The sequence below is a fragment of the Chryseobacterium sp. StRB126 genome, from assembly GCF_000829375.1.
Classification (GTDB): Bacteria; Bacteroidota; Bacteroidia; order Flavobacteriales; family Weeksellaceae; genus Chryseobacterium.
In genome coordinates this window covers 1,391,456-1,403,839 of sequence record NZ_AP014624.1, presented here as the reverse complement: position 1 = coordinate 1,403,839, position 12,384 = coordinate 1,391,456, and the positions used below count along the sequence as shown (strand labels likewise).

Below are 12,384 nucleotides of genomic sequence, written 5' to 3'. Positions count from 1 at the left end.
TATGAAAATTCATCTTACAGCTATTATAAAAGCCAAAGAAGAACACCGTTCAGAAGTATTGGACGTTCTTCAGAATATGGTACAGGAAACAAGAAAAGAAGAAGCGTGCGAATTGTACAATCTTCATCAGGGAATTGAAGACAAAAATCATTTCGTCTTTTATGAAATCTGGAAAACCAAAGAAGGATTAGCACAGCATAATGAACAGCCTTATATTAAAGCTTTCGGAGCTTTAATTGATGAAAAGCTTCAGGAAACACCACAAATTTATACCACTAATCTCCTTTCATAATGAAAAAATTAGCGCTTTTATTGCTCAGCCTTTTCACGATAGGATTCATTCAGGCTCAACACAAAAAATCTATTGATATGAAAAAGAAAATATTATTCGTAGTCACCAGCCATGATAAAAAAGGCAGTACAGGAGAAGATACAGGATACTATTTGGGAGAAGTTTCTCACCCTTGGGAAGTCCTTCACAAAGCAGGGTATGAAATTGACTTTGTAAGTCCGAAAGGCGGAACTCCACCGGTAGATGGATTTGATTTAAAAGATCCTGTCAACAAAGAGTTTTGGGAAAACAAAGAATATAAAAACAAAATAGATCATTCTTTAACGCCATCACAGGTGAACCCAAAAGAATATTCAACCATCTTTTACGCGGGCGGCCATGGAGCCATGTGGGATCTTGCTGATAATACAGAACTGGCAGATATCGCTTCAACAATTTATGAGAATGGAGGTATTGTAGCAGGAGTATGCCACGGCCCAGCAGGTTTGGTGAATATCAAACTGAATAACGGGAAATATCTGGTAGATGGAAAGAAAATCAATGCTTTCACCAATGAAGAGGAATCTGCCGTAAAACTAACAGACGTTGTTCCTTTCTTACTGGAAAATAAATTAAAGGAAAGAGGGGCAAAATTTGAAAAATCAGGACTTTGGCAGAACCATGTGGTAACAGATCAAAGAGTGATTACCGGACAAAATCCACAATCAGCGAAAAGCGTTGGGGAAGCAATTTTAAAAGAATTAAATAACAAATAAGTTTTTAAACCACAAATCGAAGATTATCTCCTGTTAGTCGATGAATGTTATTTCGACGAAGTCAAAGTCACAAAAACGTTTAGACACTTAAGTAAATAGAAGTTAGAATGTAAGCTATTGAGAAGAACACTTAAGTTTTGAAAATCTCCAATTTTCACTAATATCTCAATTGAAGAGCTTAAAATTCCTCTCCAGGAGAAGGGGGACAAAAATTCAGAGAATTTTTGCCGGGGTGGTCTATCAAAATGTCTACAACAGCTTTTACGACTTCTATGGTTTAACACACAATAACAAATTAAGATCAAAAAAATGGAATACAGAAAATTAGGAAATACAGAGTTAGAATTATCAACCATCACTCACGGAGCTTTTGCCATTGGTGGTAATATGTGGGGTGGTAATGAAAAACAGGATTCCATTAATTCTATTCACGCCTCATTGGATCATGGAGTAACTTCTATTGATACAGCACCTTTCTACGGTTTCGGATTAAGTGAAGAAATGATTGGTGAAGCCATTAAAGGAAAGGACCGTTCAAAAATCCAGCTATTAACTAAATTCGGTTTGGTTTGGGACGGAAGCAACAACGGAAAAGGAGAGTTTTTCTTTGATGCTGAAGATGATGGGAAAGTAATTCCTGTTTATAAATTGGCTTCTAAAGAAAACATCATCAAAGAAGTTGAAGAAAGCTTACAAAGGCTGGGTACAGATTATATCGATCTTTTACAGCTTCACTGGCCAGACAGCACAACAGCTATCAGTGAAACTATGGAAGCGATGGAACTATTAATCCAACAGGGAAAAATCCGTGCTGCCGGAGTAAGTAACTACAGTGTTGCCCAAATGGAAGAAGCTAACAGAACTTTGAAGCTAGCAAGCAACCAGGTTTCCTACAGCATGCTGAACCGCGCTATTGAAAAAGATCTTGTGCCATATTCTTTAGAAAACAATTCCGGAATTATCGTCTACAGCCCAATGGAAAGAGGTCTTTTAACAGGTAAATATTTCAAGGATAACAAATTAAAAGACAATGATCACAGAAACGGATATTTCTCTCAGTTCGATTTAAATAAAGTAAAAACTTTCCTAGAAAAAATTGAACCTATTGCTCAGGAAAAAGGAGCCAGCCTTTCTCAGCTGGTATTAAGATGGACTACTCTACAGCCGGCAATTACAGTAGTATTGGCAGGAGCTAGAAATGCAGAACAAGCTATTGATAATGCAAAAGCAATGGATATCAATCTTTCTCAGGAAGAATTGAATTTCATCAACGCTGCTTTAAGCGAGATTTAGTATATAGCGGGAAGATGGAGGATGGAAGTACCATCAGGTTATTGATTACTTTTCAACCCTTTGATTTAAATTATCAGACTGTAAGATTGAAAATGAAGTTGAAAACACTAGCTGAGAATGATAAACTTACAGTCTGTTCAATCTAGAAACTACAATCTGATCAATAAAATATCAATTGTTAAAAGGCTTCCCTCTTCCCTCTTCCCTCTTCCCTTCTTTTTATCCAAGGAAAGCAAAACTGGAAGCATCATTTCGATAAACGGAACATCAGTCATTCATCAACTTCAAGAACTTTCCTCCTCCAGCTTTCCACTTCCTTCCTATTTAACTATACATCATCAACAAATGAAAAAGAATCTGATCAAAATGTTCGGGTTAGGAGCCCTATTGACTATAAACAGCATTACATTAAATGCCCAAACTCTGGTCAACCCAGAAGATAAATCATGGTATCCTTCTGCTTACGGAGCTCAGGACGAAATCGGAGCCGCAAATTTATTAACTCCCGAAGTAGTAAAACAGGCACTTGGATTGGTAAAACAAGGTAAAACATTAGCCCTTGCTGTTCCTATTGATAAAAATTTACCGGCTTTCAGACACAGAAGCTTCAATCTATACAATATACAACCCGGAGAACAGGGTGGAAAAAGCATAGGTCCCAACAAATTTACATTCAACGACGAATTGGTAAACGGATGGACCGGTGTAGGAACTCAGCTTAACGGTATCGGGCACATCGGTATTGATAACGTTTACTATAACGGAAATAAAGCAACTGATTTTGTAACTGTAGAAGGTGTAAAAAAACTGGGTGTTGAAAAAGTACCGCCATTCGTTACCAGAGGTGTAGTTCTCGATATGGTCACTCATTATGGAAAAGCCATTGTACCTGGTGGAACAGAGTTTACCGTTGAAGACATTAAAGCTGTTTTAAAGAAACAAGGTCTTACCTTAAGAAAAGGAGACGTTATTCTTTTCAATACAGGATGGCTTGAACTGGTAGGTAAAGACAACAAACAGTTTTTAGAAACTGAACCGGGAATCGGAATGGAAGCTGCCAAATGGTTGGCAGATCAAGGAATTGTTGCTTTTGGAGGTGATACCTGGGCTTCCGAAGTCTATCCAAATCCCAAAAGTAAAGAAGAGTTTCCTATCAATCAATATATGCTGGCTAAAAAAGGAATCTATAACTTAGAATTGATTGATACCCGTCCATTAGTCAAACAAAAAGTATGGGAATTCCTGTTTGTTCTGGGACAACCTCTATATGTTGGATCTACTCAGGTAAACGTTAACCCGGTAGCAATCTATTAAATATATTTTTTAAATGATTATGAATAACAAAGTGGAGAAGTACTTTCCGTACCCAAACTTAATCACTAACCATTAAGATTTATTTTAGAATTAATACCCACGGAATCTTCTCATTTTGCTATTCACAATTATACAAAAAGAGCTCTTCGCTATTGAAAAGCTCTTTTTTATATAGCAAACCTCAGCATTAACTTCCAGCTTCCTTACCTTATCACTATTTTGCAATAGGCAGATGTGTACTTATCGCAATTCTGTTCCATGCATTGATAGTGATAATCGCCATAATGATCTGAGCAATCTGAGCCTCATCAAAGAATGACTTAGCCTTTTGATAGGTCTCATCCGTTAATCCTTTGTGGCTGATTAAAGTAATTTCCTCAGTCATCGCCAAAAGCACCTGTTCTTCTTCTGTAAAAAACTCTTTAGCCTCTGTCCATCCGTCCAGAATGAAAATTCTTTGAGCTGTTTCCCCATATTTAAGAGCATCTTTGGTATGCATATCAAGGCAGAAAGCACATTTATTAATCTGGGAAGCCCTGATTTTAATTAATTCCTTTTGAATATGGGTTAAAGAAGTATTCTGTAAATATCCTTCCAATCCTAGCATTGCTTTGTAAGCTGCGGCATCTGTAGTAGCCATGTTAAATCTTGCACTCATTGTATTTATTTTTTGGTTAATTGATCTATACTAAAAGAATACTGTTGCTGAACAGCCAATAAAAGAGCGGCTGCACTTCCTACCCATACTGAATAATTGAGGGGAGCCTTAGGACCTAAAGCAATAGTCATTGATACTGCGAAAATCAACAATAAGATACTGCTTCCATAGGCTGCGATTCTTGTTTTAAAGCCCACCGTCAGCATCAATGGAAATAAAATCTCTAAAGATGTGGCTGCATAAGCTGAGAAAGTACTCAAAGCTTCAGGAAGAAAAAAAGTTAATGACCTTGTGTATTCTTCAAAACTCTTCATATTTCCCCATGAAGAATTTTCCGGACTCCACCACCCGAATCGATCGGCCACTGCCGAAAGCATGGTTACAGAAAGAGCCAGTCTTAAAAATAACTGCGGAAATTGAGTTTTTGTATCTGTCATTGCATTCGCTTTTAATTACATGACAAATCTCCAACTTCTGATCCGTAAAAAACTTAAACTGGTTTAAGAACGTAATTTTGCTTTAATTTCACTCAGATATTCTGGGGTAAAACCAAGAAATGAAGCAATAAGATATTGAGGAATTCTTTGAATAAACCAAGGATATAATGTACTGAAATGAACATATAGCTCTTCCCGTGAATATTCAGTCAGGTAACGGAGCTTTCTTTCGGAAGCCGCATACGCTCTCTGATAAATAATCCTGAAATACTTTTCCATGACGGGATGCTTCTCCGATAATAATTCCTGATTTTTAAAATCAATAACAAGTATCGTAGACTTTTCTACAGACTGAATATTAAAATCTGTCTGCATCTGTCTTTCATAGGCAAAAGTATCGGTAATCCACCAGTTTTCAATAGCAAACTGAGTGGTATGCTCTACTCCTTTTTCATTAATAAAATACTTTCTCAGACAGCCTTCCACCACAAAATACATATTTCTGCAAACCTCGCCTTCCAACATAAGACTTTCTTTTTTCTTCACCTTCAATACTTCGAAAAAAGAAAAAATTGAAATATACTCTTCGTCACTTACCGTAATGAATTTGTTTAAATGTGCCTTGAAATTATCCATCTTTACAATTGAATACTCAAACTTAACTTTATTTTTTTAGTTTTACAATCACAAATACATTAAATCATGGAAGTCGTTGCCAAAATTCTGATCGCCGTTGTGGCACTGGAACATCTCTATATTCTTTGGATGGAAATGTTTGCATGGGAAACCAAAGGAAAAGAAGTTTTCAAAGCTGCTCTGCCTGCAGAAATGTTCAAACCCACAAAAGGTTTGGCTGCCAACCAGGGATTATACAATGGTTTTCTGGCTGCCGGACTCATCTGGTCTTTCTTAATTAAAGATCCGCAATGGCAGGATAATATCGCTTTATTCTTTTTAGGATGTGTAGCTGTAGCGGGTATTTATGGAGCCATTTCTGCTACCAAGAAGATATTTTTTGTTCAGGCATTGCCTGCAATATTGGCTATTATTGCTGTTTTACTGAAATAGTTTGTCCAAATTTTGTTAGAAAACGCCAAGACACCATTTCTTTATTTTGAAGCTTCGAAGGTAAAGTGCAAAGATTTCATCGGCGATAAAATGTTATACCGCTGATTTAATGCCACGAATGCACTAATAAAAATGACACATGCATAGTTTCACGAATAAAATAATTCGTGCATTCGTGGCCAAATATTAGCTGTGTGTACCGGCTGACAATTTAATATTGAGCGAAATCAAAATACTCTTCTGTATTTGCATTCTCCAACACAATAAAGTTCCCACAGGTCACTCAGATTACGCAGATCTTTTTCCTCTGTGGAATCTGTGGGAAATAATTTTTTAATCTTAAATTATATTACCCCATTGAAGCTTTAATTTTCTCTCTATGAAGTATTCCCCAGTTTACAAGCGTTTCCGTTACCGGAAATACAGATTTTCCATATTCAGTAACGGCATAAGTAACGGTAATCGGTTTTGTATCCTGAATTGTCCTTGTAATAAGAAGATTGGTTTCCAATTCTTTCAACTCTTTGCTCAGCATTTTTGCAGAAATTCCATCAATCCCACGTTCCAATTTTTTAAAATGAATCTGCTGATCGGTTCTGTTCGTCAGATATCGTAGAATCATTAACTTCCATTTTCCGCCCAATACATCAAGACTGTCGCGCATGGCGAATAATTCCTCGGTACAGGTTGCTTCTCTTTCGGTTCCGTTTTCTTTAATTTTTGCCATAATAGTTTCATCAAGGTAACTAGTTACCAATTGTTAACTAGTAGCAAATATAAACTATTCCCGTTTTACATTTGTATCTCAAATTAACAATATGAAAGCAGTAATTTTAAATAAAGACTTTAAGCTTGAAGATGGTTTTTCAGAAAAACCTCAAGTCAGAAATAATGAAGTGTTAATCCACATCAAAGCAAGTGGCTTCAACCCTATTGATTATCAAATGCTGGAAAATGAACTGGAAAGAAAACTAATCAGTTCACCAATATTAGGTCGGGAATTATCCGGAGTTGTTGTAGAAAAAGGAGCCGATATCACTCAGTTCAACATTGGAGATGAAGTATTCTGTGGCAGCGGCTCTATGGGAAGTAACGGTTCCTATGCAGAATATATTTCAGTTCCGGAAGCCATTGTTGCGTTCAAACCAAAAAACATTTCCTTCGAACAGGCAGCTTCTATTCCATCGGCAGGATTGACTTCCCTACAAATTTTTAAAAGGCTGAAATTACAACCGGAACAAACAATCCTTATCACCGGAGCTGCTGGTGCAGTAGGTTCTTTTTTAATTAAAATTTTATTGGCTCATGGCATTCAAAACTTCATCATCACGGTTGGTAGTGAAGAAAATAGACAGATGTTTCTTAATCTTGGTTTGAGAGAACACCAGATTGTTAATTACAAAGAAGAAAACCTTGTAGAAAATATTTTAACGGCCAATCAGCATCAACCTTTTGACATTGGAATTGATTTGGTTGGAAACTATATGGCAGAAGTCACGGCTGAGGTATTAAAAATCAACGGAACCTATGTAGATGTTACCGCTCTTGTTACTCAAGATGCTCATGAACTTCTCTTCAACAAAGGAACGCTGATTATGAATATCTCCAATTACGCCTACAGCATGGTAAAACAGTATGATTATTACAAAAATAGTCTGGAAGAAATTGCAGGACTTATTGAAAATGGCTCCATCGCTCCTTCTCAACATAAAATAATAGGTGATCTTTCTTTGGACACTGTTCTAAAAGCCCATTCCATGCTTAAAAACAACCAGACCCAAGGCCATAAACTCATCATGAAAAACTCGTAACCCATGAACAAAATACCAAGACGCATCGTAACTGGAATCAAAGACGGAAAATCAATTATTGTAGAAGATCAACAGGTAGAAAATGTCGTAGAACATCTCCCAGAATTGATTATTTCAGACATCTGGAATACTCAGACAATGCCGGCAAGTTTAGATTTTGAAAACAAAATTCCAAACACGGGCTTTCCACAAACACCCAAAAATGGAACCTATTTCCGGTATGTAGTGATCCCACCGGATAAAGATCTCGGTGTTGAATTCAAAGAAGGAGAACCTCATCCGATGATGCATCAAACTCCAACATTAGATTATATTATCATTCTTTCCGGGGAACTTTATCTGATTATGGAGGAAGGGGAAACTCTCCTGAAACTGGGAGATATTGTGATCCAAAGAGGAACCAATCATGCCTGGAGTAACAGATCTGATGAACCTTGCATACAGCTGGCCGTTTTAATTGATGCTGAAATTCAAAAATAAAAGTCTTTCCCACAGATTGCACAAATTTCACAGATACAAAAAGATCTGCGAAATTTGTGCAATCTGCAAGATGAACGTTTTTAATTCGTGTATTCGTGGCATTAAAAAAGCGGTATTCAATTTTATCGCAGATAAAATCCTTGCGCCCTAAAGACGTGTTGAATAGAAAAAGCTTAACGCCTTTGCGTTTTCCAACAACAAATCATAAACCTGAAATCTCCAGCAATTTTTCTTTCATTTTATCAGGAGTAAGCAATCCTTCCTGATAATAGACCAGCTTCTGGTTTTTATCCAAAAAAATCCATAACGGATAAACAGGCTGTTCCTTATTTTTAGATAATGCCAGCGCCAATTCATGGATTCCAGAACTTCCATTGGCCAAATATTCAAACTCCTGTCCCTGGAAGTTAATTTTGTCTCTCGTTTTTTCAGCCTCAAAATTAATCAGATAAAAATGATTGTTCATGATTTCCACCAGATCTTTATCCTTATTTAGTTTAAAGGACTCAATTTTACAAACGGCACACCAATCTGTATAAAGATGGATCACCATCGGTTTTGGAGATTCTTTTTGCAGACGCTCCACTTCAGAAAAAGTCCCTGTCTTCATCTGAGACAGACAAAGACAGGGCACAAACATTAAAAATAAAGCTAAAATTTTCATTTCAGGGTATATTTCACTCCCAAGAACCCTCTGATGCCTTGCATAGGTGCATAGCCATATGCTGTATCGAAAGTATAGTGATTGGGATTGCTGATAGGATCATCAGCTTGTTTATCAAATGGGTCAAAAGGTCTCATTAAGGGATCTTTAGGAGTAAAGTTGAATAAATTTTTCACTCCGCAATAGACTTCAAATCCGGATTTGAAGCTCTTTGAAACCTGAATATTTGCCAAAGAATAGAATGGTGAATACTCAGGGCGGAAATCATTCGGTAAAACAGGCAGCCTCATCGGTCCATAAAATTGTCCCGTGAAATCGACAGTCAGGTTACTTGGGAACTTATAGGTCAAATTATAGGTTCCACTCCATTTTGGAGCGTGAAGTTGCTGTGTTTTTTGATCTTCATTATCAAATTTCTGGTAAACATCGAGATACGTTACTCCCAAATTGACGCTTAATGGAAATGAAAAACTGAAATCTATATTCAAAGAAGCCCCTCTGGAAATTCCATATCCCTGAAGATTGTCATAGATGATTTTATTCGGATCAGAATCAAAATCTCCTACAATTTTATTACTGAAATAGGTATAAAATGCAGAAGCATCAAGATTCATTATACGGCTTCCTACAGGAATTTTCCAAATATAATTTACATTTCCGTTCACTGATCTTTCAGGTAGCAGATCAGACTTTACGATAACTTCTCTGGAGCCCGTCAACGCGGCGTGATCCTCTGTGAAAAGGTTTACTACTCTGAATCCAGTTCCGAAATTAAATCTTAAAGTATGAAACGGATTCGGTGAAAACTTCCATGCAAATCTTGGGGAATGTACAGAATGATGAACCTTATCGTAATCATAACGGTATCCTAATAACAAGGTATTCTTATCATTGATCTCCCACTGATCCTGTACAAACGCTCCCCAGATCGGAGACTTCATCGGTGCATTAGTTACTCCATCTGAACCCAGAGTTCCTGGAGTATTGTCATCATAAAAAGTTCTTTTAAATGTCAATCCTGCTGTAATATCATGTTTCCCGAAACTTCTGTCCCAATATGTTTGTACAAAGGCCACTTTCTGAAGCGCATTAAACGGATTAGCTCCGTAAAAGGAATTTTGGTCATGGTAATTATAGGAAAACTGAGTAACGATATGTTCTTTCATTGGCCATTCATACAACCCGAAAACTTCCGCTCTGTTCGTATAAATACTTTCCCCATATACCTCATCGCTTCCACGGAAAGATTTATTCCATTGCATTTCACCTCCGAAACGGTCTTCATACAAATATCTCAAAGCAAAACTGGCCTGCCTGTTTTCCTTTCTTTTAAAATTCCATTTATTAAAAACTGAAATTCTGCTTTGTAAAGTAGTATCCGTAAAGTTATCCTTGTTCTGATCTATCTTTTCCTGAAAACTGAAATAATTTAAACTTAATAATGAAGCGGCATTCTTTCCAATATTAAACTTGGTGGAAAGATCTAGATTATTCTCAGCCCATGAACTGGTCATCATATCTACGCTCAACTTAGGAGCCGTTAAAGCGTTTTTTGTAATAATATTAATAACACCACCCATCGCTTCAGAGCCATAAATGGAAGACGCAGGACCTTTTACCACTTCTATTCTATCCACAAGACTATTAGGAATCCCACTCAGTCCATATACTGTAGAAAGAGAACTTACGATAGGCATTCCATCAATCAAAATCATTGTATATGGTCCTTCCAAACCATTGATGTGAATATCTCCCGTGTTACATACCGAACAGTTCAATTGCGGTTTTACTCCATTTACCATACTGATGGCTTCAAAAATACTTGGAGTAGGATTTTTCTGGAAAAATTTCTGACTGTAGATCTCAACAGCCACAGGACTTTTAGATCTGCTCATCGGTTTTATGGTTCCGGTAACCACTACATCATCAATAGTACTTGTTTTAAATTCCTTCTTTGAAATCTTTACAGAGTCTGTGCTTGTATGTTGATTTAAACTTAAACTATCTGTCTCCTGGGCAAAACAATAGGAGGATAAAAAAGTAATAGAAAATAATATTCGCTTCATGAAATTAAAATTGTTAGACAAATCTAACAATTATTTTTGAAATACAAAACTTGCCAATGAATATTTGATTGAGCCAATTCATGAAAAATGATTAAATTTGAGAAACTACATATGAAAGTAAAATGAGATATCATCTATCGGGAAACATCCCACAAAAAAGGCATACAGTCTTTAAATCTCCGGAAGATAAATTTTACTATGAACAACTTTTCGGAACCGAAGGTTTTCATGGGATCTCTTCTCTATTGTACCATATTCACCGTCCTACACAGATCAAATCAATCGGGGAACCGAAAGATGTAACGCCTAAAATTGCGGTGGAGAAAAATATTACGCCAAGAATGTTCAAAGGAATGAATGTAACTCCTGAGGATGATTTTATGGACAGCCGTAAGATCCTTTTGATGAATAATGACCTGAAAATGGGATTGGCAAAGCCAAGAAAATCGATGGATTATTTCTACAAAAATGCAGAATGCGACGAACTTTTATTCGTACATGAAGGCACCGGAATCTTAAAAACTTTTGTGGGAGATCTTGAATTTGTAACCGGCGACTATCTTATCATTCCAAGAGGAACCATTTACCAGGTAGAATTACAATCTGAAAACACCGTGTTCTTCGTATTGGAAAGCCACTCTCCTATTTACACTCCGAAAAGATACAGAAATGAATTCGGGCAGCTTTTGGAACATTCCCCTTTTTGCGAAAGAGACATTATTGCTCCTGTTTTCAAAGAACCTAAGGATGAAAAAGGAGAGTTCTTAATTAAAGTAAAAAAAGAAAACCAGATTACCGACTTTATCTATGCAACACACCCATTTGATGTGGTAGGCTGGGACGGTTATTTCTATCCTTATAAATTTAACATCAAAAATTTTGAACCCATTACGGGAAGAATACACCAACCGCCACCGGTTCATCAGAATTTTGAAGCCCATAACTTTGTAGTATGTTCATTCTGTGCAAGAATGTATGACTACCACCCAATGGCTATTCCGGCACCTTACAATCACTCCAATATTGATTCTGATGAGGTATTATTCTACACAGAAGGTGATTTCATGAGCCGTAATCATATCGACTTAATGGATTTCACGCTTCATCCGGGCGGAATTGTTCACGGGCCACATCCTGGAGCAATGGAAAGAAGCATCGGTAAAAAATTCACGGAAGAATATGCTGTAATGGTAGATCCTTTCCGTCCATTAAAAATTACGGAAGAAGCTTTAAAAGTGGAAGATCCGTCCTACAAAACTTCATGGCTGGAATAATATTTCGTCGAAAATGAAACTATTTTCAACCTTTTAATATCAACCACACAAGTCACAAAAGATTTAAACACTTAAAAGTTTCATCAAGGAAATAATGCTTCTTAAAAAAGAACACTTAAGTTATTGAAAATCGAAGATTTTCTTCTAATGTGTACTTATATCCAGCATTTTTTAAACTTACTTAAGTGAACTAAAATGGTAAAAAAATAGGATAGATTTATTTAATATTAAAGGGCTTACATAGTTTGGCTCAAAACTATTACTGAATACAT

The 12,384-nt window shown here is 36.6% G+C and carries 14 protein-coding genes; 8 read left to right on the top strand and 6 right to left on the bottom strand.

Annotated features, from left to right (window positions below; genetic code table 11):
- The first annotated feature begins 1 nt into the window (after window position 1).
- The 4 genes from CHSO_RS06390 (at window position 2) to CHSO_RS06375 (ending at window position 3,654) form a co-directional block, all read left to right on the top strand.
- A complete protein-coding gene (locus CHSO_RS06390) occupies window positions 2-292 on the top strand; it encodes a putative quinol monooxygenase (protein ID WP_045493786.1) in 291 nt (96 codons plus the stop codon).
- A gap of 77 nt (window positions 293-369) precedes the next feature.
- A complete protein-coding gene (locus tag CHSO_RS06385; protein ID WP_045502032.1) occupies window positions 370-1,047 on the top strand; it encodes a type 1 glutamine amidotransferase domain-containing protein in 678 nt (225 codons plus the stop codon).
- A gap of 309 nt (window positions 1,048-1,356) precedes the next feature.
- Window positions 1,357-2,340, top strand: a complete 984-nt coding sequence (locus tag CHSO_RS06380) for an aldo/keto reductase (protein ID WP_045493783.1) — start codon at window positions 1,357-1,359, stop codon at window positions 2,338-2,340.
- Window positions 2,341-2,685: 345 nt separating this feature from the next.
- On the top strand, window positions 2,686-3,654 hold the full coding sequence (locus CHSO_RS06375; RefSeq protein ID WP_084221069.1) for a cyclase family protein: 969 nt from the start codon (window positions 2,686-2,688) through the stop codon (window positions 3,652-3,654).
- Between the two features lie 214 nt (window positions 3,655-3,868).
- On the opposite strand, the gene CHSO_RS06370 is transcribed toward CHSO_RS06375, so the two are convergent.
- The 3 genes from CHSO_RS06370 to CHSO_RS06360 all read right to left on the bottom strand — a co-directional run bounded on the left by CHSO_RS06370 (window position 3,869) and on the right by CHSO_RS06360 (window position 5,385).
- The gene (locus tag CHSO_RS06370; protein ID WP_045493780.1) at window positions 3,869-4,312 is read right to left on the bottom strand and encodes a carboxymuconolactone decarboxylase family protein; all 444 of its coding nucleotides are present in this window, start codon (window positions 4,310-4,312) and stop codon (window positions 3,869-3,871) included.
- A 5-nt stretch (window positions 4,313-4,317) separates the two neighbouring features.
- Window positions 4,318-4,749 carry a DoxX family protein gene (locus tag CHSO_RS06365; RefSeq protein WP_045493778.1) on the bottom strand — a complete coding sequence of 144 codons (432 nt, stop codon included), beginning with the start codon at window positions 4,747-4,749 and terminating at the stop codon, window positions 4,318-4,320.
- A 63-nt stretch (window positions 4,750-4,812) separates the two neighbouring features.
- The gene (locus CHSO_RS06360; RefSeq protein ID WP_045493774.1) at window positions 4,813-5,385 is read right to left on the bottom strand and encodes a Crp/Fnr family transcriptional regulator; all 573 of its coding nucleotides are present in this window, start codon (window positions 5,383-5,385) and stop codon (window positions 4,813-4,815) included.
- 66 nt (window positions 5,386-5,451) lie between these two features.
- Here CHSO_RS06360 and CHSO_RS06355 point away from each other — a divergent pair, with 66 nt between their 5' ends.
- Window positions 5,452-5,817, top strand: coding sequence for a DUF1304 domain-containing protein (locus CHSO_RS06355; protein WP_045493771.1), 366 nt, complete (start codon window positions 5,452-5,454; stop codon window positions 5,815-5,817).
- 349 nt (window positions 5,818-6,166) lie between these two features.
- Here CHSO_RS06355 and CHSO_RS06350 read toward each other — a convergent pair whose 3' ends face one another.
- Window positions 6,167-6,544 carry a winged helix-turn-helix transcriptional regulator gene (locus CHSO_RS06350; RefSeq protein WP_045502027.1) on the bottom strand — a complete coding sequence of 126 codons (378 nt, stop codon included), beginning with the start codon at window positions 6,542-6,544 and terminating at the stop codon, window positions 6,167-6,169.
- Window positions 6,545-6,635: 91 nt separating this feature from the next.
- Here CHSO_RS06350 and CHSO_RS06345 point away from each other — a divergent pair, with 91 nt between their 5' ends.
- Both CHSO_RS06345 and CHSO_RS06340 read left to right on the top strand, forming a co-directional pair.
- On the top strand, window positions 6,636-7,628 hold the full coding sequence (locus CHSO_RS06345; protein ID WP_045493766.1) for an NADP-dependent oxidoreductase: 993 nt from the start codon (window positions 6,636-6,638) through the stop codon (window positions 7,626-7,628).
- 3 nt (window positions 7,629-7,631) lie between these two features.
- Window positions 7,632-8,108 (top strand): cupin domain-containing protein, encoded by a 477-nt coding sequence (locus tag CHSO_RS06340; protein ID WP_045493762.1) that lies wholly within the window; start codon window positions 7,632-7,634, stop codon window positions 8,106-8,108.
- Between the two features lie 202 nt (window positions 8,109-8,310).
- On the opposite strand, the gene CHSO_RS06335 is transcribed toward CHSO_RS06340, so the two are convergent.
- A complete protein-coding gene (locus tag CHSO_RS06335) occupies window positions 8,311-8,772 on the bottom strand; it encodes a thioredoxin family protein (RefSeq protein ID WP_045493759.1) in 462 nt (153 codons plus the stop codon).
- Window positions 8,769-10,838: a TonB-dependent receptor plug domain-containing protein gene (locus tag CHSO_RS06330; RefSeq protein WP_052480506.1), complete on the bottom strand. Its 2,070-nt coding sequence runs from the start codon at window positions 10,836-10,838 to the stop codon at window positions 8,769-8,771. Before CHSO_RS06330 ends, CHSO_RS06335 begins: the two co-directional genes overlap by 4 nt.
- A 122-nt stretch (window positions 10,839-10,960) precedes the next feature.
- Between CHSO_RS06330 and CHSO_RS06325 the strand changes: the two genes are divergently transcribed.
- A complete protein-coding gene (locus CHSO_RS06325) occupies window positions 10,961-12,112 on the top strand; it encodes a homogentisate 1,2-dioxygenase (protein WP_045493756.1) in 1,152 nt (383 codons plus the stop codon).
- The last annotated feature ends 272 nt before the right edge of the window (window positions 12,113-12,384 follow it).

Coding starts and splice junctions, on each gene's coding strand:
- CHSO_RS06345 (WP_045493766.1), top strand. CDS start 6,636: ATGAAAGCAGTAATTTTAAATAAAGACTTTAAGCTTGAAGATGGTTTT.
- CHSO_RS06340 (WP_045493762.1), top strand. CDS start 7,632: ATGAACAAAATACCAAGACGCATCGTAACTGGAATCAAAGACGGAAAA.
- CHSO_RS06385 (WP_045502032.1), top strand. CDS start 370: ATGAAAAAGAAAATATTATTCGTAGTCACCAGCCATGATAAAAAAGGC.
- CHSO_RS06355 (WP_045493771.1), top strand. CDS start 5,452: ATGGAAGTCGTTGCCAAAATTCTGATCGCCGTTGTGGCACTGGAACAT.
- CHSO_RS06375 (WP_084221069.1), top strand. CDS start 2,686: ATGAAAAAGAATCTGATCAAAATGTTCGGGTTAGGAGCCCTATTGACT.
- CHSO_RS06325 (WP_045493756.1), top strand. CDS start 10,961: ATGAGATATCATCTATCGGGAAACATCCCACAAAAAAGGCATACAGTC.
- CHSO_RS06365 (WP_045493778.1), bottom strand. CDS start 4,749: ATGACAGATACAAAAACTCAATTTCCGCAGTTATTTTTAAGACTGGCT.
- CHSO_RS06380 (WP_045493783.1), top strand. CDS start 1,357: ATGGAATACAGAAAATTAGGAAATACAGAGTTAGAATTATCAACCATC.
- CHSO_RS06370 (WP_045493780.1), bottom strand. CDS start 4,312: ATGAGTGCAAGATTTAACATGGCTACTACAGATGCCGCAGCTTACAAA.
- CHSO_RS06335 (WP_045493759.1), bottom strand. CDS start 8,772: ATGAAAATTTTAGCTTTATTTTTAATGTTTGTGCCCTGTCTTTGTCTG.
- CHSO_RS06390 (WP_045493786.1), top strand. CDS start 2: ATGAAAATTCATCTTACAGCTATTATAAAAGCCAAAGAAGAACACCGT.
- CHSO_RS06360 (WP_045493774.1), bottom strand. CDS start 5,385: ATGGATAATTTCAAGGCACATTTAAACAAATTCATTACGGTAAGTGAC.
- CHSO_RS06350 (WP_045502027.1), bottom strand. CDS start 6,544: ATGGCAAAAATTAAAGAAAACGGAACCGAAAGAGAAGCAACCTGTACC.
- CHSO_RS06330 (WP_052480506.1), bottom strand. CDS start 10,838: ATGAAGCGAATATTATTTTCTATTACTTTTTTATCCTCCTATTGTTTT.